Source organism: Paenibacillus sp. FSL E2-0151, from assembly GCF_037993015.1.
Taxonomy (GTDB): domain Bacteria; phylum Bacillota; class Bacilli; order Paenibacillales; family Paenibacillaceae; genus Paenibacillus; species Paenibacillus amylolyticus.
Window position 1 is genome coordinate 6,944,246 of sequence record NZ_CP150308.1, and the last position, 24,906, is coordinate 6,969,151.

General features: G+C 41.8%; 20 protein-coding genes and 1 pseudogene. 5 read left to right on the forward strand and 16 right to left on the reverse strand.

The features are described 5' to 3' along the window. The first annotated feature begins 167 nt into the window (after nt 1-167). Nucleotides 168-593 (forward strand): hypothetical protein, encoded by a 426-nt coding sequence (locus tag MHI55_RS30705; RefSeq protein WP_253504517.1) that lies wholly within the window; start codon nt 168-170, stop codon nt 591-593. A 96-nt stretch (nt 594-689) separates the two neighbouring features. Here MHI55_RS30705 and MHI55_RS30710 read toward each other — a convergent pair whose 3' ends face one another. The 8 genes from MHI55_RS30710 to MHI55_RS30745 form a co-directional block, all read right to left on the reverse strand. Then, entirely contained in the window at nt 690-1,235 is a 546-nt protein-coding gene (locus MHI55_RS30710) for a hypothetical protein (RefSeq protein ID WP_340388163.1), read from the reverse strand. A 402-nt stretch (nt 1,236-1,637) separates the two neighbouring features. Continuing rightward, complete coding sequence (locus tag MHI55_RS30715; RefSeq protein WP_340388165.1) at nt 1,638-2,117, reverse strand: hypothetical protein; 480 nt, start codon at nt 2,115-2,117, stop codon at nt 1,638-1,640. Nucleotides 2,118-2,410: 293 nt separating this feature from the next. Then, nucleotides 2,411-3,022: a hypothetical protein gene (locus MHI55_RS30720; protein WP_340028009.1), complete on the reverse strand. Its 612-nt coding sequence runs from the start codon at nt 3,020-3,022 to the stop codon at nt 2,411-2,413. A gap of 322 nt (nt 3,023-3,344) precedes the next feature. Continuing rightward, nucleotides 3,345-3,515, reverse strand: a complete 171-nt coding sequence (locus tag MHI55_RS30725; protein ID WP_340388167.1) for a hypothetical protein — start codon at nt 3,513-3,515, stop codon at nt 3,345-3,347. A 224-nt stretch (nt 3,516-3,739) separates the two neighbouring features. Continuing rightward, entirely contained in the window at nt 3,740-4,147 is a 408-nt protein-coding gene (locus tag MHI55_RS30730) for a contact-dependent growth inhibition system immunity protein (RefSeq protein WP_340388170.1), read from the reverse strand. A 102-nt stretch (nt 4,148-4,249) separates the two neighbouring features. Continuing rightward, on the reverse strand, nt 4,250-4,813 hold the full coding sequence (locus tag MHI55_RS30735) for a hypothetical protein (RefSeq protein WP_340388172.1): 564 nt from the start codon (nt 4,811-4,813) through the stop codon (nt 4,250-4,252). Continuing rightward, on the reverse strand, nt 4,788-6,224 hold the full coding sequence (locus MHI55_RS30740; RefSeq protein WP_340388174.1) for a WXG100 family type VII secretion target: 1,437 nt from the start codon (nt 6,222-6,224) through the stop codon (nt 4,788-4,790). The genes MHI55_RS30735 and MHI55_RS30740 overlap by 26 nt, the downstream gene beginning before the upstream one ends. Before the next feature lie 185 nt (nt 6,225-6,409). Then, nucleotides 6,410-7,213 carry a DNA-binding protein gene (locus MHI55_RS30745; protein ID WP_340388177.1) on the reverse strand — a complete coding sequence of 268 codons (804 nt, stop codon included), beginning with the start codon at nt 7,211-7,213 and terminating at the stop codon, nt 6,410-6,412. A 165-nt stretch (nt 7,214-7,378) separates the two neighbouring features. Here MHI55_RS30745 and MHI55_RS30750 point away from each other — a divergent pair, with 165 nt between their 5' ends. Further along, complete coding sequence (locus MHI55_RS30750; protein ID WP_340388179.1) at nt 7,379-7,717, forward strand: helix-turn-helix transcriptional regulator; 339 nt, start codon at nt 7,379-7,381, stop codon at nt 7,715-7,717. Nucleotides 7,718-7,826: 109 nt separating this feature from the next. Then, nucleotides 7,827-11,033 (forward strand): pentapeptide repeat-containing protein, encoded by a 3,207-nt coding sequence (locus tag MHI55_RS30755; protein WP_340388180.1) that lies wholly within the window; start codon nt 7,827-7,829, stop codon nt 11,031-11,033. Nucleotides 11,034-11,568: 535 nt separating this feature from the next. On the opposite strand, the gene MHI55_RS30760 is transcribed toward MHI55_RS30755, so the two are convergent. The 5 genes from MHI55_RS30760 to MHI55_RS30780 form a co-directional block, all read right to left on the reverse strand. Next, nucleotides 11,569-13,263 carry a diguanylate cyclase gene (locus MHI55_RS30760; RefSeq protein WP_340388182.1) on the reverse strand — a complete coding sequence of 565 codons (1,695 nt, stop codon included), beginning with the start codon at nt 13,261-13,263 and terminating at the stop codon, nt 11,569-11,571. Between the two features lie 334 nt (nt 13,264-13,597). Continuing rightward, the gene (locus MHI55_RS30765; protein ID WP_340388184.1) at nt 13,598-14,368 is read right to left on the reverse strand and encodes an AAC(3) family N-acetyltransferase; all 771 of its coding nucleotides are present in this window, start codon (nt 14,366-14,368) and stop codon (nt 13,598-13,600) included. Between the two features lie 160 nt (nt 14,369-14,528). Beyond that, nucleotides 14,529-15,947, reverse strand: coding sequence for an L-arabinose isomerase (gene araA / locus MHI55_RS30770; RefSeq protein WP_017691494.1), 1,419 nt, complete (start codon nt 15,945-15,947; stop codon nt 14,529-14,531). Nucleotides 15,948-16,221: 274 nt separating this feature from the next. After that, nucleotides 16,222-16,917, reverse strand: coding sequence for an L-ribulose-5-phosphate 4-epimerase (locus tag MHI55_RS30775; protein ID WP_340388187.1), 696 nt, complete (start codon nt 16,915-16,917; stop codon nt 16,222-16,224). A 176-nt stretch (nt 16,918-17,093) separates the two neighbouring features. After that, nucleotides 17,094-18,719 carry an FGGY-family carbohydrate kinase gene (locus tag MHI55_RS30780; RefSeq protein ID WP_340388189.1) on the reverse strand — a complete coding sequence of 542 codons (1,626 nt, stop codon included), beginning with the start codon at nt 18,717-18,719 and terminating at the stop codon, nt 17,094-17,096. A 433-nt stretch (nt 18,720-19,152) separates the two neighbouring features. Here MHI55_RS30780 and MHI55_RS30785 point away from each other — a divergent pair, with 433 nt between their 5' ends. Then, complete coding sequence (locus MHI55_RS30785; RefSeq protein WP_340390664.1) at nt 19,153-20,244, forward strand: GntR family transcriptional regulator; 1,092 nt, start codon at nt 19,153-19,155, stop codon at nt 20,242-20,244. 156 nt (nt 20,245-20,400) lie between these two features. Here MHI55_RS30785 and MHI55_RS30790 read toward each other — a convergent pair whose 3' ends face one another. Further along, nucleotides 20,401-21,165, reverse strand: a complete 765-nt coding sequence (locus tag MHI55_RS30790) for a leucine-rich repeat domain-containing protein (protein ID WP_340388191.1) — start codon at nt 21,163-21,165, stop codon at nt 20,401-20,403. 178 nt (nt 21,166-21,343) lie between these two features. Between MHI55_RS30790 and MHI55_RS30795 the strand changes: the two are divergent. Next, a pseudogene (locus MHI55_RS30795) lies at nt 21,344-21,490 on the forward strand (ABC transporter ATP-binding protein); the annotation flags it as partial. Between the two features lie 276 nt (nt 21,491-21,766). Here the strand turns inward: MHI55_RS30795 and MHI55_RS30800 are convergent. Both MHI55_RS30800 and MHI55_RS30805 read right to left on the reverse strand, forming a co-directional pair. Then, the gene (locus tag MHI55_RS30800; RefSeq protein WP_340388193.1) at nt 21,767-22,906 is read right to left on the reverse strand and encodes a 5-methyltetrahydropteroyltriglutamate--homocysteine S-methyltransferase; all 1,140 of its coding nucleotides are present in this window, start codon (nt 22,904-22,906) and stop codon (nt 21,767-21,769) included. 192 nt (nt 22,907-23,098) lie between these two features. Then, nucleotides 23,099-24,892, reverse strand: coding sequence for a hypothetical protein (locus MHI55_RS30805; protein ID WP_340388195.1), 1,794 nt, complete (start codon nt 24,890-24,892; stop codon nt 23,099-23,101). Nucleotides 24,893-24,906: the final 14 nt, after the last annotated feature.

Below are 24,906 nucleotides of genomic sequence, written 5' to 3' on the forward strand. Positions count from 1 at the left end.
TACAGGTAGAACCATCCAAAAATTTCTAGAAGAGTTAAACCCAGTTTCGTAGTCTTCCAGCAAATGTGACCAGTAACCTCGATGTACTTTAAGGATTAAACAAAATTGAGTTTATGCGGAACATTTCAAATACAAAATTCGTTTAGCGTTTAAAGAGGGGGAGTACGATGAGAAGATATTCACTTATCGCCTTAATGTTTGCTACAGTTATGGTCCTGATTCTTAGCGGCTGCCAAAGTTCTAATCAGCCCGATCAAGTCGAAGTAAATAAAGTCCAGAAGGAATTACACACCTTTTATCCTGGCGATATTACACAGGTTGACTCTATTGAAATGATGACTGGTGGTGATGGTACTAAAAAAACAACTACAGATCAAGTGCTGATTCAGGAATGGATTGAAAAGGTACGCGATTTAGAAATTGTAATTGATCCAGATCAAGAAGATGCTACAGGGGTATTGTTCCATGTAACAATGTTTGAGCAGGGAGAAGAAGTGCTGTATATGACACCTACCGATATGAATCATCAGCGAATGCAGCCACAGTTGGAATTGGCTGACCGAATGTCGGAACTTTATGATGCCATAGAATAAGAGTGTTCTTATATCCTGTATTCAAAGTGACTACATGCTTAAAAGTTCGATTTGAAATTATCCTTCGTAATCCACATTTTCAGCAAAGTAGGTTCTCTATGAGTTCAGTCGCTTTACATCGGTTAACTTTTCCTGAAGTATTTGAATACTCGTACTCTGCAGTATGTCAGGATTCAATTCAGTAACAAAATCCAGAAACTGATGCGCATTTTTCATAATTTCATCTGTAAAGGAAGCCGAACTTACAATAACATCCTTCCAAGTTGAGTATCTAAATTCCTCAAGTGGTTCAGTAATAAATAAGTCCAGAATAACTTCCCGATCAATATCTTCTACTAAACTAACTTGTAGTTCCACTCCCTGCTGTTTAAACTCCAGCCACAAATTAGCGCTATCAGGAATTCGATAAGCAACATATTGATGTATTCTAATCTTCTGGACTATAGTCAGTAAGTCCTCAAACCATCTAATAAGTCTTTCATTACCAAATGGACAATCGTCAAAGAACATACCGTACTTACTTCCGTTAAAGTCCAATTCAATAATTCCCTCGATATCTTGTTTCGTTAGATCAAACTGCTTTGCAGACATTTGTTTAATTTCATCAAAGTTATCGATAGCCTTGAAAGATAAAGTGAACATAATCAGGGCACTCCCCCGCTCTGTAGTCGCTACTAACCTCAGAATATATACAGAATTGTAGTTTCACTAATAAATGCGCTAGGTAATATATCAAGTAAATTTTCAATTCTACCCGTCATATAATTTAACCCACTTCCGTTTAAATGTTCCTTTGCCCACTCACTTAATCGTTTTAACTCAACTACAGCAGCTTCTAATTGGTGAAAATATATTTTAGATCCATCCCGAATCAGGGCTATTCCTAATTAATGTATTGCTGCCTCCCAGTACTCATCGTAAAATTCCTGAGTAGCAATATTCTCACTGAGTGTAAGTTCACAATTCCGGTCTTCTATATCCCCGTTATATCTGTATAGACCTACGGACATTACTATCCCCCCCAGTTTGATCTACATGATCCTATTAGATGTCGCTAATATCTTGAACTGAAATATTTAAATGTCTCCAATACTTAAGAGGATAAGCTGAACTACCTAAAACCATTTCGCCTTGTCTTATGATGAAACTCCCACCTCGTTCAAAGAATTTTATCATCGGTTCGTAGAGGTCTATGTATTGAATTGCCTCATCCACTCCTTGATCTGCTAATTCGGAGACTTCTAAATAACAGTAGCAAATTACCTTTACATATGAATTTCCTAGTGTGTCCAGTTTTGAACAAGCTCGATATACCTCTTCATCTATAGCTTTTCCAAGAATTTTAGCAAAACTAAGTAGGGGATATTGATTTATTGAAGCATCCATCTCGTTTAATAATTGATTAACGCGTCTAAGATATTCTTTAATCAAAACATGAGAAGAAGATTCTAGTGAGCTATCTTCTGTATCCTCAAATGAAATAGACGATAATCGTTCAATAGCTTTGGTTAGTAGCTGCCCCATGTGTTACTCTCCCTCGATTAACTATTAAACCTATTAGAGTTACGTACAAGGTAACGACTAAATAACGCAGCCCTGGCAACTGCGTTATCGTTTTAAAGTATGTTCTTTAATCTCAATCACTTTGTCCGAAATCCTCCATTATTTCTGCGGCTATAATACAACCAGCCAAGGACAAGAAAATAAAGTCCTAGACTGTCACCGTTTCTTGAATCTATCGTACCCGATAGTTAAGTCACTTATAACGAACTATACCCGCATGCCAATGATTCTTACGACAAGATAGCCGGCCATGGCTAGTTCTTCAATGCGTTGATTTCATCACTCATCAGTTGAATGAGATCTTCGCGAGCATCTATTATGGCCGGGTTATACAACTGAATGAAATCATTCGAGTCTATCTCTATATGGATCTCTTTCTGTTCTTTCCCCGCTATAGGCTTTTTAATCTGATTGCGTTCATAAATATACTCTTCTATATACTGTTCAGTCGATATTCTGCTAAGACTTGATTGGTACTTATCAATGGCTGCATCAATTTCTGGTCCAAACATTGCTTTGGCCATATAGAAAGATCCGTTTAACTCTATCGTTGTTCTGTCGAATTCGTCTGCATATTTATATGCCAACGGAAAATCTTTTTCCATTTTTTCATATAACTTCCCATTCTGCTCAGTCGTCAAACTTTTCCCGTAGGATTGAACGCTAAACGTTAATGCAATAAGCAACTTAGAGTGGATCAGCGACTGTTGCTTGGACATGTTTGCGGAAATGTCCTCAAATATAGCGAATTTCCTTTCGTCAATCTTATTTTTCAGATTATCTTGTTGCGTCGCTTTGTACTGTGTTTCCCATGAATTTTGTGTAGTCTCGGCAATTACCAGAGCAGAAATTATGGCCGTCAACATCCCTCCTAAGATCGTGATTAGATGCAAGATCAATGGATTTCGCTCTGTCCTCCCATTAACCTTGTTACCAGAAATTCTAGATCTACTTTTGTTCTCAGTGTTATTGCTTCGAATCATTCTTGATCTCCGACTCATGTTCTTCTCCTTTTATCTAGTTGTCTTATCAACAATAACAAACAGATTCCTATTCTTCACAGTCGTCGACACCTACGATACCCCTGAAGGAGAAATCGGAACTACTGTCGGTAGCTAATGGCGTTTTCAGTCTAACACTTTAATTTCCTAGTCTACAACTTTATTTTCTTCGAACCGCTGCAGCTGCCTAGCCATCTGCACCGCCTGCCGTCCGGGAACCAGGAATGTGATCGGGATCAGCATGTGCTACTTTCTCCGGATTGTATGCGGAGCTGCACCTGCGCTGCTTGGGCAACTTCACCAGTAGATAATTAGCAGGACTATTCTCGTATATATGTAACGTCTCAGAATAGTTCATTAATAATATATAAGAACTGAGACATGGAATGGAAATCCATGTTGTTCAGACTAAGATTATCAAAATTACAGCTAGTCATATACGATTGTTCCAAACACACACCAGTTAACTCATAATGTTGAAAATCAACTTCGTGTAATCGTAGCTTCTCACCTTCTTGAGCACTAGTCTCTACCCACTTTTTGTGAAGTTCAAATTTAAGATCTGAATTTTGTTTCATAACTTTAAAGGCCAACCTTTTTCAAAAAAAGTTCTAATAACACAGCGTACTCTTCCTGATCTTCTTCATCAGCCCATTCGAATTGAGAAAAACTACTCTTGATAGTCTGGAGTATTCTTTTTAATTGTGACAAGTCTCTGAAATTATTCGTTTCAATAGTATAAAGAAGCTTCAACAGATGTCCATCATACATCTCCCCAGCAAGAGGATCTTCTGATAAAATTTCTATAGCCTTTTCTATACCAAGATCTATAAGCACATGTTGGCCCAACATTCTACTAACATCTTCTAAGTCAATCTCATTCACGTTCTTATTAATAAGTCTATCGTACCAATGATCCAAAGGTGAATCAGACATATCAGTCTGAATATTTTGATCTATTGAAAATATTTCTTTAATTAATTTACTCATTTATTTTGTTCAGCTCCTACATTTAAAAAGGCCTATCTACGATCTTATAGGACGCAGGTAGGCCGCTTCATTTAAAAATCGCCTCGAAGGGCAAGGAAGTTATTAGTTTGCCCAAGCTTTCAAGCCTTCTTCACTAATATCTATAGGTGCCTGTTTTGACATGTAGTCAGCGTTTGCCAGAGGAAATGCATAGCCCCCAGCAATAATATCGCCATGCCGTCTTCTGAGGGTTCCTCCTCTTTCAATCAGAAGAATTAGAGGTTCGTACAAATCATGGAATTTCAATGCAATATCATTTTCAGTATCCTGCAAGTTTAACCACTCTAGATAGGCTTCACACGTTCCTTTCATAAACGTATTTTTTAATCCTGCCAACTCAGGACACTTTTCTGATAGACCCAGATCACTATCAAATCCAATTGCATGAGAAGCTTTAAAGAAAGGATACGGTGTTTCTAGATCATATAATGTAATTAGCACTGCTGCTCGTCTTATATATTCTTGTATTAGCGCCATATGTGAAGGCTCGTCTACAGTACCAGATAGATTCCAATCTATATTATTTATTCTTTCTATTCCTTTGGAAAAATAACTCATCATTGCCTCCACTTTTCCGATTTTTTGTTTAGTATTTTTGCGATTATTTAAATGGATCAAAGCCTTCAAATGTACCATACTCCGGTTGCTCAGGTGCCTTTCTGTGTGCGCCATCATTCGGAGGTTGATCAGTATACGTTCTCTTATCATCTGACCATGACTCTATACGTCTGTACGGAATTCCCTCCCTCATTAATTTTGCTTCAGTAAGTTCATGATCGGCTAATTGTTTAAACCAATCCTTCTGGGCTTGATTGAGTTCTTTCTTCTGAGCTAATTGCCATGCATATGCTATTTCATCGTCAGGTGAGAAATGTTCTTTTTTGATCAGAATGCCTCCTGCTTTCGGAATTTCATGTTTCTCTAAAAATAAATGTTTCTTTAAATTTGTAATGTCTGAAATATTTAAGCCAGTATTCTTAGCAACATCGGGAACATCCTCTAATTGCATATTCCTGATTTTATCATATGACTTCATACCATAATCTGAAATGCTATCTTCAAAGAGGATAAGTTCATCCAACTTGTTAAACGAAGAATTCGGCATGTCATCTTTATTGATTTTTACTACTTTATTATCATGTGTAACAATTTCAGAATAATTATCATATACAGTCACCTTTTTAGCATGTTTACGAATATCCTGTACATTATCTCCAGAGACTATTTTTCTTATCGCATTTTCAGTTTCAATGTTAGGTTTTCTTAATGCCTCTGTCTTACCATTCTTCGCCTTAGCAGCCTCAATATTTTGCTTAATCTTTGCCACAGCTGGATTAGAAGCAGGCAATCGGTAAGGCCCTTTACTGCCCGGCATACTCCCACGAACCATCTGAATGGCCATGAATATTTGACTAAACTTCAGAGAGGTCACCATCATCTGAGCATACTTATCTGATACAGGCTCTCCCGTCGTAGGATGAATGCCCATCTCAAATGCCTTGATCTGTAACGCAAAAATATCTTCTCCAGGCGGTTCAACGTTCACAGCTTGCATGCGATTAAAGTCCAGATTTCCCTGATCCCTCTGATAAGCCTGAAGAGCAGCCTGATCAGCAACACCATTCTCGTTGACAGGCATCCATACCCACTTACCAAACATATTGACTTGCGCCATCCTATAGCCCTTATCACCCGAATTTGAATCACCTGATGATTTGGTCATCATAGCTGCGGCGCCGACAGCTCCAATTGCACTGCCCAGACTTCCCTTCTGAGCATCTGCATCTTGGAAACGCGTGGCGATATCCTTCAATTCTTTGGATGTGTTCACCATACTCTCCAGCGCTTTATCCAGTATAGGTCGCGACTGCTCGAACTCATAGTAAAATCGCTCCTGCGTCGCACCCATCCACATCATCTGAACGAACATGATCTGTCTCGTCAGATCACTTCGTATACTCTCCAACTGTTGTCTGGCTTGATCCACCTGATTTGATACGTGATGTAGTTGTTCAGGGGTAACTTTGATTGTACTCATACGTTTCTCCGCTCATTTGAAATAGGATTATCCTATGTTAGCAGAAGTGTAATATGTAAACTATCCGGCTAACATCCTGATTTCACCATGGTAAAAACACAAGCTGTGCTCCTCATCGGTGCTATGGTCCTATATGCATATACCTACTTCAAGGCATATCCTACCAGTTTCAGTAAATACCTTTCCTACTTCATTTCCTCCAACATCACCCGATACCGCCCAATCTGCTCCGCTGACGCCTCTTTCCGCAATGATTCCAACAATGCCGTGCACCTTATAAAATACCGATCCATCCTTAGCTTATCCGCTAACCTGATTGCCTGCAAAATGAACTCCACGGCCTCCTGTGGTCTTCCCATCCACTGTTCATACAAAGCCCGCTGATAAGAGTAATGGTACATATCATCGTTGTTTGAAGAATTCATTTCTGAGCCATCACCCAGCATCTGATCCTCAATCACCTGTAAAACCCGATCAATCTGCCACCTATGCCGCACTACTGCCTCCGTAATCACTTTCAGACCTGCCAAAACTTCCTCCGGATGCTCAAGCAAAAAGTTCACAAACTCCTCCAGCAGCTCCACCTGCCCAGCTTCAATCTCGAGAGCATACCGATTCACCAGTGCCTTATGTCTGAACTCCTGTACCACCAGCATACCTACCTCATCCAGATCCTCCAACCATCCCAGTTCTGCATATTGATCGATACATGCCCTCGCCTGATCTACCTGTCCCATCTTCTGGTGAGCCATACCCCGCATTAAGTGACTGATCCCGTAATAGTAGACCAAAGGCCGCTCGATGTGTATATGTGGTGCAGGCACTCCCTCTGACCGATGCTCCTGCCGCTCTTCATGGATAGACTGAACACATTGATATAACATGTCCGCCCTCTCCATTACCTTGTTCCAATTTTCAAAAGCCACAGCCATGTCCAACATTTCAACAATGATGTCCGGTTTGAGTGATTTTAGGATAGATTTTCGCAAAAGGAGATCCTCCTTAATTATCCATTTTTTTATAATTGTATAGATAAATCAAAAGAAGATCAATATAAATTGTACTTATGAGTACTTTTATTTAAGGTTTAAGTTTGCACATATTAGTCTGTAAGGATTCTTTAACCTCTTCTAACCTTAAGTGGAGGTGATCAAATGAGTTTACCAGAGGACGTAGGAAATCGAATACGTGAGTTAAGGAAGGCAAAAGGCTGGACACAAGAACAATTAGCTGAGGCAGCAGGTCTTCATTATAGCTATATTGGTGGAGTTGAGCGGGGAGATCGTAACATTTCTTTGGAGACTCTTGAGAAAATAATTAAAGCTATTGGAACTGAAGCACATGAGCTATTTCGATTCGAGAAAGATGCCAAGCGACAAGATGTGGTAGACCAATATATAACTCTAATTAGCGATAGCACTAAAGAAGAAATCTATACACTTGTAAGGATAAATAAAGAAATTATCAGTGCACTAAATAAAAAACACAATTAAATACCCTTCACTTTCTCTTGCAATTTTTTCATGATCAACTTCAAGTGAAATACACATCTTCATTTTCACCTGATTCCTTTATTAATTTATATATCTAGGGGGCCTTGAATTGACTAGTATAACTTGGACAAAAAAGACAATTACTGATATTAAAGAAACTATACCACTAGTCTCAAAATTAATAGTAGATAATCTTAAAGAAAACTTTAATGAGCATGGTCAGGGAATGTTAAACAATTTGAATGGTGCTCTGGGTATCTCTGTAAAACTATTGGGTCAAAAACTCATTGATAGCTATTTTGATGGGCTATCAGAGCAAAAGTTGAAGAATTTCGGTTTAGGGACATACTTTATATCTGCATGTAACCAAGCAGAGAGCTCTCTTCAAAATATTGATAGCATTAGCTTGGATCTTACTACGCGTAAAATTATCATAGAGAGATTTGAAGAGATATTTAGTGGTATTCAGAATTCAATTGATGAATCCGACCTAGTTCTACACTTCTCACCTATTAGACATCCTGCAGTTTCTATAGTACGAACTGTGTGTGAAACGATATTATTTGAATATATTAATGAACCTAATAAACAAAGTATAATTGATTCTTTTACTAAGGATTTCAATTTAAATATAGGTTCAAAAATAGAATCAGCATTTGGTGATGACTATAACAATCACATTAGAGAGGTTGAGGAAAAATGGACCAAGAATAAAGAAGGGAAACTCTTAAATGACATGTTAGATTTGAATCGTATAGGTTTTGCAGAGAACGAAGATTTAAAATACCAAGAAACATATGCATATTGGAATAAAGTTGATGATTATAGGAATTCTAATAATGAGATTAAGCTACATAATATAGATACATTTGAAGATTCTTTAGTTCCAATAGACAGTCTTATTGAACAGTACTTTAATAGAGGTAACGATACAATTGAGAAAGTCTTATTTATCTTGGCCGATTTTGGAAAAGGTAAGTCTATTTTTTTGAAACACAAAGCCTCGACACTTGCAAAACGTTATCAACAGCGCGGTGAAGGAATCATACCAATTTATTTTAATCTTAGGGATTTTGACCAATATGATAAAGGGAGCGGTTTTGGGGTTATTAGTGATTATTTGGGAATAAAGTACGGGATCGATGTGCAAGACGAGTTTTTCAGTAAGAATGAATTTTTCTTTTTAATAGACTCATTAGACGAGTGCGGAAATCTAACCGAAGAACGAATTGATAAAGTAATTTCATCAATAAAGAAAATACAAACAATTAATGTTAAAAATTGTAGACAAAATCAATTAGTCATTACTTCTCGGCCTATAGAGCATGGCATACTTAAACATTTAAACAGTAATGATCCATTTGTAATTAATAATGACGAGCACAGACCGATATACCATTACATCTCTATTTATGGATTTAAAAAGGAACAGTTCAATGATTCAATTATGGATTCTTTGAGAAGGACATCCCCTCTAATTTCAGGTGATTATACGGGGATATCAGAACAAATCGTCGAAGCTATTAATTTAGGAAAAGATTTTGATATATACAGTAAGCTTACCTCTTCAAAATTGTTAACACATACTGAACTTAGACGCCCAATTTTCTCTTATATGATATATAAACTCATAATTAACAAATCTGATTTATCATTATCAAATAAAGTAGGAATTTACTTATCCTTTATAAATGTTTTGACTAAAGAAGCTAAGTATATTGATTCTTCTCTTGAAGTTAATTTAAAGGATGAGTATAAATTCAGAAATATTTTGCACGCAACTTCAGCACTTTGGATGTATGAATCCTACAGAGGGAATCAGGGGTTTCTAAAAAAAGATAATATAAGTGATACTATTGAAGGCTCAACTATTAATAGATCTGATACTCAAAAAATGAATATCTATAAAGATATTGAGGATGTCGAATTTTTATCTCAATCCTACTTCGGACAGAATGGTAATGTTTTTTATTTTCAACACCAGTCTTTTGCAGAAATACTGCTCGCGGAATACTATTTAAAAATTTTCATTCATTTTGCATTATATGATTCATCTACAGTTGAAACTGTCAGGGTAAGATTGATGTTAGGAAACCCAACTGAACAAACAATTGACTTTTTAGTAGGGTTACTTACACTTCTGAAAGAATGTGTGTCCGACAATCCTGATGAATTAACAATAAAAAAACGAAAACTACTCTTCCCTATGCTTGCATCTTTATCCACATCAGATTACAGCAAAGGCTTATTTAGTCAATATCTCAAGTTTAAATGGTTTGACAATTATCCCATCGACAAAAATACTGTAGAGCCACCACTCGAACTACTAAAGAAATGGATTATTGATAAAGAAGTGATTGACAAAATAATAAAATTGGCAAGAGATGTTATATATTCAAAAGCAAATTATCTACTGACATCAGTTAATTCCAACCACTCTTCTTTGTATAATAACGAAGTAACTCAAGTTAGTGATTCTATGAATAGTATCCCCCCAGATATTGATCGGTGGCTTTCATTTTTAGTAGGAAATATCTTATATACCAATGATAAGAAAAGAGTTTTTTTTACAAGTGGTATTACTGACCCGAAAATTATCTTTGATATGTTCCGAAATTGGAGTCTCTTCTCCGACACCGTTTCTCCAGATTGGGGAAGATCATTATTCCGTGGTCTTACTTTAGAAGATAACACTTCTGATGAACCAATCTTAGAGGATAGATACAGTCGTAGAAAGGTCAAAACCTATTCATTGACTGGTCTTTCCATGCAAGAAATGAACTTCTCATATTCTAAAATCAGCGATATTGTATTCAACAATTGTGGAATAAATAATAGCGATTTTACTGGGTCTGAAATATCAAATGTCAGTTTTGAGAATTCTGATTTGCGAAGGACCTCATTCAAAAGTGTAATCTTCAAAGAGGTTAACTTCACATATTGTTTGTTAAATAACTCAAAATTTAATAACATCCGAATAGAGGATAAACTATATTTAGAACTATGCCAGATAGCTCAAGGAATTTTACTACCTAACCTTTTAAGTGTGTTTCTGAAAAAGAGCGATCATGGATTAATCGACTTCGGAGGAAAAGCTTATGTAGGTAGCAACTTATATCCCCTAAAAGAACACAGTAGTATATACAATATGTTTTCAGTTATTGAACCTTTTCTTAGACTTGTGCTTAAAAGTGAAGAAAATTTTTCCAGTCCAAATGAAATTATAGATTGGTTTATTTTTGAGAATCAAGAAGATAAGGAGTATTTTAATAGACTCTTAAATAGACGAGCAAGGAGAATAGAAATATTAAGATAAGTAAAATATTATATCAAACGTTTTGATGCCGTTAAGTGAATCAATGTACTACTGTAGTAGTTGAATAAACTAATGAATTTCTTCTCAAATTAGAAGTCGTTTTTAAAAAGTAAACCTATTATTGATAATAGTTACTCTCTTAACACCAGTTATCATAACAACATTATAGCGATTTTGCTAAAGACTGCTTCCTTATAGATTGGGAGTAGTCTTTTTAGTATATATATTTTTTTCTAGGAACTACTTCCTGTGTCAGTGTCATTCTTTGATTTGCAATTTTTTATAATCCCCCCCTTTTCTCAGTTTACATATTTCAACACAAAAAATTAATATGCTTTATGAATTAAACTAAACATTTACACGAAACAGAGAGAGAGAAACTGAAGAAGCGGAGCATTCACCTTTATCCCCGGATTTACCTTTATTAAAGAAATTAAAAATCTGGGGATAAAGGCGATCAGAAGGTTGATCTGTTATCAGAGTGCCCAGTGTAAATATTATATATTTCAACTTATATAACAAACTATTTTTTATTTCAAACAACCCCCCGCTCAAACTCCGCAAACTCCACTCTGTTACGCCCGTTCTGCTTCGCCTGATACAATGCCTTATCCACCGCAGCGAACAGCTGAGTCAAATATCCCTCCGGATTGTCCGGCACATGCACAACTTCAAAATCCTCAAAGGCCAGAATTCCAATACTAATCGTAATCGACACCTGCGAACTCTCGTGATCCACCATAATGAAGTTGGACTCCACGGCTAATCTCACGCGTTCCGCGATCTGGTTCGCCAAGTCATGCTCCGTATGCGGAAGGTAGATCATGAACTCTTCCCCGCCATAACGCGTCAGGATATCGGTACTGCGAATCGATTGTCTGACGGCCTCCGCCGTGCGAACGAGCACTTCATCCCCGATGACATGCCCATAGCGATCATTAATCGCTTTGAAGTAGTCGATATCGAGCAGCAGGAGTGAGAATGGTGTTTTGTATTGAATATTGGTAATGACTTCGTGATTCAGATGTTGGGTCAGATAACGACGGTTGTAACAGTTGGTTAAACTGTCCGTCAGGGCGAGTTCCTCCAGTTTGCGATTGGCCTCGGATAACTCCTGACGGATCAGGTCTAGAGCCTGATTTCGCTCTTGAAGCGTTACGTTCTGGCGATTCATCTCTTTCACGTAGAAACGCTCCTGCGAGACATCCTGGAACGTGAGAATATGACCTATAGGCACAAGAGCCGAATCCACAATCGGAGACGATTGCAGGATAAAGTGCCGAATGTTGTTGTCCCGCTCCACGATCACTTCAATCTGAGAGAGGGTATTTTCTTTTTTCTTATAATGATTCACGAACTCCCGACAGCTGCCCACAAAATGAACAGACTCCAGAAAGGCTTCTATATCAAAAAAATCCCCCACATGCAGATCCATAAAGGATCGAGAGGCTTTGTTCGCTTCAACAATGACTTCATTCTCATCCAGTACCAGGATGCCATATGGAATGGTATTGATCACGTCCTCATGCGCGATGGAGACCAGATCGAACACATTGTATCTTTTGATCACATAGACAAAGAACAGGTCCGACAGAAAGATCCCCAGCGAAGTCATACCAGGAATGATCGGCAACCAGCGGGCTAGAACGACATTCAGAATCGCATCAATCGTTGCAAAGACAGCCAAGACCAGGATGCCCCACAGGGTGATTCTCACCTGTTTTTTGATCATGGCAGACGTGTGCGAAGAATACACCGCCCGGAATAGAACCACGAGAGAAGTCAAGAAATAGCTCACCAGAATAGTCATCACAACCCAGAACCAAAGGCCGTAATCCCGCTCGATGTACCCGCCCTCCAGTGGAATGACGAATTCGTTCCATGGATTAGCGACCACACCTATAGCCCCGATCACCGCAGGGACAAATAGCAGAAAGGTTCCTTTTGCACTCAGACGCTCTGAATAACCGGTAATAAAGATCGTCAGTAGAAGCCACCCGCTCCCAAGCAAGGAGACCGCAACGAAAGATAAGGTAACGTAGAACAATTGCAGACCGGAATCATCCGTGAGCATACTCGCAAATTGACAGAAAGGCCAGAGCATCATCAACCCGTGAAATAAAAAGTACACTTTATGTAAGTTCGTAATTCTAACTGTAGCAAACACATATACACCTACACCAAACAAAAGGACAAATAAAAAGAGATCATACCATACTAAAGGGTTCACGAATCTTCTCCTTCTTAGATGCTACAATGACAACGTGGTTGTTCATGATTCTATGTGATACTTATATATAACTTCAATAAACACCTATACAATTCTGCTACGCCAAACTTATTGGTTAATTTAACCATATCTTATCACACCACCATAAGGGTGAGTAGCCCATACACTGGAAGTCCGACCAACCTCTGATCGAAATGCTGATCTATTTCTGATATTTATGAATGCTTTTGAAGGTTTAGAGTACAAACAGGAGAGGAGATCATTTGCTCGGGAGTTATTCAGCTATCATCAAGTGGTCGATATCGAGCCATCCGGCTACCGGACGGCCCTTGTATCATTCGGTTACTGCATGTAGAGTGAGATTGTCCGTGAATAGATCGGGGTTATGCTTGAGCATCTCCGTAATTACCTCTGCTGTCTTAGCCGCATCACACACTCTTACGACCGCATCGCCGAGCTTTCCTTTACGCATTGCACCTTCGCGAACCAATACCTCATCTACTTTCCAGAAATGCTCCGACCATGGCAACCCACAATGTCTGCGGGATGGTACTGAAATCTGACTTCCATCCGGTAAAACCGTATACAGCATCTCATGCTCGTCCGTCATTCTGCCAGGGATGTCCACCCACTCTTCGACCCCGTGGATAAATGTATTCCGCTTCAAGTCAACGCCTACTAACAAAATCGTCGCTTTCCGATCAAGCAGTTTCCCCCATGCTGAACCTCTCGCACACGGTGTATCGAAGAGATGATCATCCTTCGTAAATGCCTCTGCGTCCCTTCCCAGTGCTGCTACCGAGTGCGTAGGGTGCCATGAACGAACTACGCCCGGACGTTTACGAAAAAGTTCAGGAAGAATACCCACACAACAGGAAGAAGTTTCCACGTGGAACACTGGGTTATCCGCATTAATGGTAGACCACGTATGCGTGGGAAGCACCAACAATCCCTCTTTCATATAGTCGCTAAAGGCATCCAACACTGTGTCTGCTCCACCTTCAACCTCGCCTATACTTTTCATTGAAGAGTGAATGAGCACCGTGCCTTGCCTATCCACACCAAGCTGTTCTAGTTGCTGCATCAAGCTATCTTTTGTATACATGTCCTTCCTCCTTCATTTCTTATCCCTTTTCGATGAAAAAGCAAAGCCTTGCTCAGCTTCACATCATGCTTCTCAGCATAACAAACAAAGGGCCGAGGGTTAACCCCCGGCCACAGAGAAAAAATTTGTATGAGTTCAGGCAGTAGCTACCACTCCACTTTTACTTAATAATAACGTACTCCAGATTCACCAGCTTCGCATACGTCACGATCTGATCTGTCGTCAGGTTCAAGGATACAACCGTATGGTGACCACCACCATTTTCGATCCATGCTTTCACTCCATCTTGGAAGTTCGGCTTCACGCTCCACAGAACACGTGCTACCGGCAGGTTAGGTGCTGGAACGGTTGGCTCAAATGCAGATACTTCGTTGATCAGCAGTTTGTAATGTGTACCGAAGTCTGCCATGGATACCACGACACCTTCGCCTGCTTTACCATCGAATACAAGACGTGCCGGATCTTCACGATCGCCAATGCCCAGTGGGGACACGATGATTCTCGGTTTCGTGCTGGCAAGTGTCGGATCTACTTCAAGCATGTGAGATTGCAGGATAGCTTCCTGTCCGGCAGCCATCTCGTATGTGTAATCTTCCATGAAGCCTGTGTTCTCGTTATGGGCCATGATTTTCAGCAAGCGATCCAGCGCAGCCGTTTTCCAATCACCCTCACCGGCAAATCCGTACCCTTGAGCCATCAGGCGTTGCACTGCCAAGCCCGGAAGTTGTTTCATGCCATGCAGATCTTCGAAGTTCGTAGTGAAGGCACTGTAACCACCTTCGTCCAGGAAACGTTTGATCGCAATTTCATAACTCGCTTGCACACGTACACTGGCTTCCCAAGCTTCCTTGCTGTTCGTGCCGTAATCGAATTCGTAGAGGTCTCCATACTGAGCGATCAAATCATCGATTTCCTGCTCTGTCACAGCGTTCACGTATTGCACGAGGTCGCCAATACCAAAGTAATCAACGGTCCATCCGAATTGGATCTGCGCTTCCACTTTATCACCTTCGGTTACGCCCACGTTGCGCATGTTGTCACCGAAGCGCGCTACTTTGATGTTAAAGCTTTCATTATAAGCTACCGCTACGTCCATCCAGTCAGCAACCTGTTGTTGCACTTCTGGGCGCTCCCAGTAGCCAACAACGATTTTATTTTGTTTTCTCAGACGGGCATTAATGAAGCCATATTCACGGTCACCGTGTGCCGCTTGGTTCAAGTTCATGAAGTCCATATCGATGGTTGCCCAAGGAATGCTTTCGTTGAATTGGGTTGCCAAGTGCAGCAAAGGTTTTTGCAGCAATTTTGTACCACGAATCCACATTTTCGCCGGGGAGAACGTATGCATCCACGTAATCACACCTGCTACTTCGTCGCGATAGTTCACTTCTTTCATCGTGCTTGTGATTTTATCTGCGCTTACCGCCAGATCCTGCAATACGAGCGGGTACGGCAGTACGCCACTTGCATTAAGAGCATCCGTAATTTTCTGTGCGTTGGCTTTTACTTCACCCAGTGCTTCTTCTCCGTACAAGTGCTGTGAACCGACCACAAACCAGAATTCTTTTGCTGCTGACATATAATCATCCTCATTTCATTATTTTATAGTTGAACAAATGGGTTACACTAGAACACTGCGATTGCAGTACCATCTTCCGATCGCTGGTTATCCCCGGATTTCTTTGATCAATTTTAATAAGGATGATATCCGGTTATAAAGGCGAGCGCTTCGCTTCTACAGATTGGTTCTGCACTCTCCGTTATCGTGTAAAAGTTTGATACAACTTCATTGGTAGTAGTAACAAACAACCTATTCGCTTGAATTATTATCAACCGATCGCTATATAACCTAATTACTTCTGTCCGTAATACGCGTCTTTTCCGTGTTTTCGCAGATAGTGTTTATCCAAAATGCCTTGTGGCAGTTCTTTCGCGAAGTTATTTAACTGCCGCGCGTACAGGTTCATTTTGCACACTTCCTCCAGCACGACACTGTTCACCACCGCAGACTTGGCATCTTTCCCCCACGTAAACGGCGCATGCCCATGAAGCAATACAGCCGGAATCGCCATAACATCAATCCCACGCTGTTCAAACGTTTCAATAATGACGCGTCCCGTCTCCGCTTCGTATCCGCGATCCACCTCGTCCTGATTCAGGAAACGTGCACAAGGCACCGCTCCATAGAACGTGTCTGCATGCGTGGTGCCCATTACAGGTACGTCCAATCCGGCTTGCGCCCAGATGGTCGCCCATGTGGAGTGTGTGTGCACGATGCCGCCAATCTCCGAGTAATGCTTATATAGTACGGCATGTGTTGCGGTATCCGAGGAAGGTCTCATCTCACCCTCCACCACGTTACCGTCCAGATCAACCACAACCATGTCGCTTGCTTTCATCGTATCGTAGCTGACGCCACTTGGTTTGATCACGAACAGACCGCTTTCCCGATCGATTGCGCTGACGTTACCCCATGTGAATTTCACAAGTCCGTGCTTTGGCAGTTCCAGATTCGCCTGGAATACCTCTTCTTTCAGTTGTTCTAACATGTTATTCCCTCCCGTTCTCTAAATAGTGCATGTTCAAAAAGTCGGTTTTCAGTACCGAGAAGATGGGATGAAGCTAGAAATGGAGTAGCGGAGCGTAGATAGAGCTACGTGAGCCACGGACATTTCGGCTGAATTCCATATTCGATGTTGATGATGCCACTAGGCATCCTTCGTAATCAAAAGCGGTCTTTTTGAACAACCTCTACCAGATGATCTACGGCTGATTGCTCAATCGCAAGTCCCTTCCGGTAGCGTTCGATAAATGCTTCAAACCCTTTCACATCCGATGCATCCGGCGCCACTTCGACACCCTCCACATCGTTAAAGACTTTCTGCTCCAGGAACACATCCAGGCTCTCCTCTTGATCCTTGTTGATCATGTAGGAAGCCAGAAGCGCCATGCCCCATGCGCCGCCTTCACCAGCGGTAGACATCACCGACACCGGCACGTTCATCGCAGCGGCTACAATCCGTTGTCCGACGACAGGCGTTTTGAACAGGCCACCGTGAGCCAAAATGCTGTCAATCGCCACATTCTCTTCTTCCGTCAAAATGTCCATACCCAGCTTGAGTGCACCGAAGGCACTGAACAGATGTGTCCGCATGAAGTTTGCCAGATTGAAGTTGCTTTCCGGGGAGCGGACGAACAATGGACGGCCTTTCTCAAGTCCCGTAATGTTCTCACCTGAGTAGTAACCGTAGCTGAGCAAGCCACCACCATCAGGGTCTGCCTCCAAAGCCTTGTTAAACAACACGCTAAACAACTTGGCGTTATCCACTTCATATCCCATTGCTTGAGAGAATTCACGGAACAGTCCAACCCATGCGTTGATATCACTGGAACAGTTGTTGGCATGCACCATCCCTACTGGACTGCCATCCGGCGTGGTGACCATATCAATCTCGGGATACACTTTGGATAATTCCTTCTCCAGTACGATCATCGCAAATACGGATGTGCCGACGGAGATGTTTCCCGTACGTTTTCTCACGCTATTTGTTGCCACCATACCCGTTCCGGCATCGCCTTCTGGCGGGCAGAGCGGAATGCCTGCTTGCAGATCTTGCGAAGGGTCGAGCAACTTGGCTCCCGCTTCCGTTAGCTCACCTGCATTCTCACCCGCGAGATATACCTTGGGCAGAAGGTCCTCGACTTTCCACGGATAACCTTTGCCTGCGATCTGTCCGTCGAACTGTTGGATCATAGATGGGTGATAGTTATGTGTAGACTCGTCAATTGGGAAAATCCCTGAAGCATCGCCGATCCCAATCGCCTTATTGCCCGTCAGCAACCAGTGGATGTATCCAGCCAAAGTTGTCAGGTGATCGATCTGTGGCACATGCACCTCTTCGTTCAAAATCGCTTGATACAAGTGGGCAATGCTCCAGCGTTCCGGAATATTGAATTGCAGAAGTTCCGTTAGCTCTCTTGCAGCTGCTCCCGTCGTAGCGTTACGCCACGTGCGGAAAGGGACCAACAGTTCACCCGCACTATCCAACGCGATATATCCGTGCATCATGGCCGAGAATCCGATGGAACCGACCGTTCGCAGCGTAATTCCGTATTTCTGTTCTACATCTTGCTTCATCTCACGATAAGCCGTTTGCAGACCTGTGATGATATCCTCCTGGTTGTACGTCCAATATCCATCTTTCAGGAGGTTCTCCCATTCATAACTGCCTGACGCGATGGTCTCAAAACGCTCGTCAATCAACACCGCCTTAATCCGCGTTGATCCAAATTCAATACCGAGCGAAGTAGCGCCCTTGGTAATGGCTTCTTTCAAGTCCAGTTGACTCATAATCACGTGTATCCCCTCTCCGGTCGCGATTTCACATCCCAAAGGATGCATATATAAGGTGAATCTCTTACTTATAGCAGTGACTAATAATATTTTTGTATAAAAACTTCCTGTTGTGTTTTCAAAGAATGCGCTTTCCTTTTCTGACAGCCTTAGTATATTTTTTGTACGTACATTTGTCAATAATATATAATAGTTATACTTACAAAGGACACATAATGTACTCTATTTGACCATTCAAAGGTCTTATACGGCTATAAAATGGCTATGCTGTAAGGTACACCTCTATGTGAAAAGGCTGAATATGTACGGTTTATTTTGAAAAATGTTCGGTTTTATTTTCATCCTATCTGAATCATGCTAAAATATGTACGTACAACTATTTGAACAACAACGTTGATATAGATGAGTAACGATGAAAGAAGTGGACTACGTGAAGCCAAAATATCAGGTCATCATTGATGATATAAAGAGTCATATCCTTTCGGGGACATATAGCATAGGCGAACAGATCCCCACCGAGTTGGCATTACAGGAAAGCTACACCGTAAGTCGCCAGACGGTGCGGAAGGCTATTTTGGAGTTATCGAACGAAGGGTTTTTACGCAGCGAAAAGGGTTCAGGGACTTACGTTAGCAATCAGTATCGATCACGATCAGGTGGCAATACGTCTAAGAAAACGATTGGTGTGATCACGACATACATCTCGGATTACATCTTTCCGTCCATCATCCGTGGCATCGAGAGTCGTCTGAATGAGGACAACTACTCGTTACTGCTGGCCAGCACCAATAATGATGTGGCACAGGAGAAAAAAGCCCTTGAAATGATGCTCTCCTACGGCGTGGATGGCCTGATTGTCGAACCGACCAAAAGTAATCTCTACAACCCAAACATTGCATACTACCTGTCCTTCAAAGAGCAGGATGTACCGTTTACGATGATTAATGCGTTCTATGAAGAGCTGGAGGTTCCGTTCTTCTGCCTGGATGACGTGCAATCCAGCTATCTTGCCACACGAGAATTGATCGCCAAAGGTCATACCCAGATCGGCATTATTGCCAAAATGGATGATCTACAAGGCAAGTACCGGATGAAAGGGTACATCAAGGCGCTGGGTGAAGCGAGATTACGGTTCCATCCTGAGCAAGTGCTTTCCTTTGATACCGCATCGAAACCGGATTTATCCTCTAATGTAGCAACGTATCTGGACGAAAATAGGGATTCGCTAACCGCAATCGTCTGTTACAACGATGAGGTGGGACTGGAGGTCGTGCACGCCTGCAGACAACTGGGTATCTCGATCCCGGATGAGTTATCCATCATTGGGCAGGACAATTCGTACATCGCCAAGAACGCCAACATCAGGCTAACAACGCTAACCCATCCCCAAGAACAAATGGGCCGTGATGCTGCCGACTGGGTGATCAAGAAGCTGCAAGGCAAAAAGGATCTGCCAACAAACACCTACTATCAGCCGGTGCTGGTTGAGGGAGAGACGGTGAAGGAGATCGTAGTGGAATAATATTGTTGTGGGACGGGCGTTAAGTTGTTACCGAGCGTTTCTGTCCAACATAATTAAAGAAGGCCGTCAGAATATCTGCGGCCTTCTTTGTTTTTGTTCACTATTAACGAGGGATTACTTCTTCTTACTATACATATACATTTTTTCTAATCGAAACTACTTCGCCTGATCCGCTTCATCGCTTACCAGACTTACAAGGACACCTTTCTTCTCCAGCTTTTTCACAACCTGCTCTGCTCGATCATTCAACGGATTGTTAACCAAATATACCTCTGTTAGATGTGGGATGGTTTCGAGCACTGAAATATCCTCAATGAGGTTATTTTCTACATATAGATACTCCAAGGTCGGATGATTTTTTAAAGGAGTCAGATCCTGAATTTTATTATCGTTCATAATGACCCATTCCAGCTTTAACTTCTGAAGAGGACTTAGATCAGTCACCTGATTACCACTGGCGAGCAGACTGGTCAGCTTATGCATATTTTTTAATGGAGCCAGGCTTTTGATTTTGTTATCGTCCATAACCAGATTTTGCAGACTAGTCAGACCTAAAAGTGGTGAGATATCTGCAATCTGATTGCCTTCAACAGCTAAGAACGTCAATTTCTTTAACTTGTTGAGTGGCTTAATATTTTTTATATTTTGACCCGGCAAAAATAAATCTGTCATATTAACGGCATGTTCAAGACCTTGCAGGTTAGAAATCTTAATTTTTAATTCCATAGCATATAGAGATTTTAATTTTTTCAAATCGGCAGCCTTTATTTCCTTCTTAGCCGACATCTTCAAATCTGCTCGAATAACTTTGGCCAAGACCGGGTCCTTAATAAGCGACGACGCAGCCAAAACGCTCGTTGCCGGTAATAATACAAAAACCAAACAAAGTACGATCAACTTTTTGATGATTTGATTATGCATGTAGAATCTCCTTACTTTATTTAATAATACAAATATACCATGATCTGAAATGTAATACATGGATATTATTTTCATCCTAATTTAATAGAACCCCTCCTGCTCTCATCCTATAACTGTTCCGTTAAGAACGGATAATGGACTACTTCATCAAGGAATGTAACCCTCTGTGCTTCATACCGGAAAACTTGTGGCTGAGGGTAAGCCCGCAGAGGTAATAACCGCCCCACAGGTTAAAGACATTTTCGGATTGGAATGTACGGTCATAGAAGACCCCGTTTCGGGATCACCGATGGTGGTGCCTAAAGGGCGATATCATGCAAGATAGCAAATAGCGGCAGTTGCGACAAAGATCCCTTTGTCCTAACTGTCGCTATTTTATTTCGTCCACCACACCTCTTCCTCAGTCATGCCGCTTACCTGATCGGTTATTCTCATCTCTACCCATTGCTTCACTCTCTTGGCTGTTATGGACTCTGATCAAACATCCACTCTACAATGAGGACTACACCAAAAAGCCATACGGATGATGGTCCGTACGGCTTTTTAGCGAATTTTTACTTATGCATAACATGTGCGTGAATGATGAATGACGTTGAAAAAGTTACTTCCAAAGCTCTTCAGCAATTTCCTTAATGAAGGAAAGCTTGCGCCATTGTTGTTCCTCGGTCAGATGGTTGCCTTCTTCCGTGGAAGCGAAGCCGCATTGTGGGCTCAGGCAGATTCGATCCAGATCAACATATTGTGTAGCTTCCTCAATCCGTTTCAGGATATCTTCCTTGTTCTCCAACTCTCCGAATTTGGAAGAGAAGAGGCCAAGTACAACCTGCTGATTGTCCTTCAGGAATCGAAGTGGCTTGAAGTCTCCAGCCCGTTCCGTATCAAACTCCAGATAGAATCCAGAGTAGTTATCGATGCTCAGAAGTGTCTGCGCAATCGGCTCATAACCGCCACCGACTCCCGCAAATGTCGAAACATAATTACCGCGGCAGACATGAGTGGTTACCACGAGGTCTTCCGGCAGGCCAGATACCACATCTTCGTTCAGTTTTGCGAGTTCATTGGCGTACTCTTCCACATTAACACCAATCTGCTCCATCACTGTGATGAACTGTTGGTCACACAATGCACCCCATGTGCAATCATCAATCTGGATGCTACGGCAGCCGGCTTCATAAAAAGCCAGGATGGATGCTTTGTACGCTCCGACAATGTCCGAGAGAAGCTCTTGGCGGTTCGGATAGATGGCCTGTGTGCTTTCCTTATTATCTGCCCGGTCCAATTCGAATAGGAACTGAGCTGCTGCTGGAATGGACTGACGGGCAACAACGTCTTCCCCAGCCGCTTCTTTCAAGAAGGCATAATGCGCTACAAATGGATGACTGCTATAGCTGATTTTGCCGCTCAGACGAGCTGTTTCCGGTCTGGATGTCGCACCGTTGAATCGGTAGCCTTCCTCAATGATCGTCCGCTCTACACCATCCAGTCCCCAGAAAAAGTCCAGATGCCACCAAGAGCGGCGGAATTCGCCGTCCGTTACAGCCTGAAGGCCAACCTCTTTTTGCTTCTGTACAAGTTTTACAATCTCGGCATTCTCCACTTCATTCAACTGTTCCGTGGTAATTTCCCCGTTCTGGTATTTTAATCGGGCATCCTTCAACGCACTCGGGCGCAGGAAACTGCCAACAATATCATATCGAAATGGAGTGACTGTTCGTTGTTTAGGTTCTGTTTGTATGCTCATAGTTTAATCTCCCCGTTTATCATTATAGAATTAAATATAACATATCCGATCGGAATAGCTGTTCTACGAAAGAGTTATAGCCCGCTATAGGTATTAGCTATAGCGGGCTATATTTAAGGAGGCTCTATATACAATCATGTATTCCATCTATCCTGACCTGATGCTCAGAACAGGATCTCAACAATTATGATCTCACGTCAAAGTAAGAACGATCTGATCCCCGGCACGGGTGATTTTGTAGATCCCCTCTTGCATGTCGATGCCATAATGCTTTTTCAGCAACCACTTGGCGTTGAGATCCGTCTCGACGACCACCAGATAATCGTAGCCGCTCAGAAGGTTATCCATATTATCCTCATAGAACAACACGATCCCGTCCACATGTGGAGCATACAAGAAATACTTTCCTACATATTGCATGTAATAATTCGTGACCTGCTGGTCCCTGTCTGAGGCGTAGAAGAGATATTTGTTATTATCCTCTTGTCCACCTGAGTACCACCGATCACCAGTAACCGCATGAACCTTGTAAGGGAGCGTTGTATCATAGCTTTGGGCGATAGACACGATACCATTGTATTCCGATAAAAGGATGGTCGCCGCAACAGCCATACAGCCGATAATGCCTTTTTGATAATGACCTTTCGTCTTGACCGTCTTAAAGGATTGATAATCAGGCACCTCACCGATCCGATAGTGGAATGATCGCTCCAGGTCGATCGCAGCGCACAACACCAGCCCACCGGCGAACAGCACCACGATACTCGATGCATAACGCTCAAAGCCTGCCAGGACAATGGCTTCATCCAATGGCATGGAGAAGAGATACAACGCCAGAATACCTGCATAATACAGTAACAGTACAAAATCCAAAGCAATTATTGCTTTCCATAAGTTCCACTTCTTCTTGAGCACGACAATGGCAAATACAGAAGCTGCGATTGCGATAAGCTGGAAAATAACAATGCCGATCACTGGCCGTGTTGTCAGATCCGTACTGGCCTTGAGGAAAGTCCACAGAATCTCACGCATCTGCTCTGGCGTTTTGCCCGCCTGTATCCCCGACGTAGCCACATCGAACTTGTTATCAATCCCTTGGAACACCGTTGCCATTCGCCAGCTCCAGCTGAAGTAGGGAATCAGCGCACCGCAGATCGTACCCACTACAGCGAGCGCTGTTTTCCAACTGAACTTTTGTTTATGTTTTAGCCATGTATACACTAGGAATATCAGACCGATCGCGGCGAAAATAATACCCGTGCTTTTGATAATGGTCAGTAATCCCGCAAGCGGAAGAACAACAATACATGCCTTTTTGATCTCATTACGATATTGGTAGATCACTGCCAAGATCGCGAGCGCGTAGATCGGAAGCAAGAAATCCACGAGCAGGTTGGTGATCCGAATCGTAAGATTGAAAAACGAAAGTGTAGATAACCCGAGTCCAAGAAAAGCGTACAGAAGAAAGCGTTTCTTCTCCGAAACAATGCCAAACATGGCATAAAAACAGGAAAAGATAAGCAATCCCTGTGCCAAGAGCATTACGGACTGGGAGTGCCCCATGAAGCGACAGACATAATAAATAAACGACGAAGTCCCCAGCGGATAGTTTTTAAAATCAATCAGGTTGGAGTCTGGCGTCGGAAAGGCATCTGTACTCAACATCTGCTTCAATACGATAGCCCAGTGGGAGAAATTATCGTAATGTGTTAATTGGTTCTGAAAGAGCACCAGCAAGAAAACAAAAGTCCCTGCCAGGAATGAAAATTGGAATATAGAAAAGGACATACGTAATGATGCCCCTCGGCGCAGCCTGAGAAACAACATTCCCCCATATAAAAGCAAACCTGCAATCAGGATGACAAGGCTGCCCGTAAAGAGCTGCCCTGCCAAACCACTTATAAAAACAAGGCAGGCAATCGAGGAAAACACGAATACAGGGATAAACTCCCAACGTAGTGATAGTGCCTTCCGTACAAACTTCATATATCCAAGAAAGG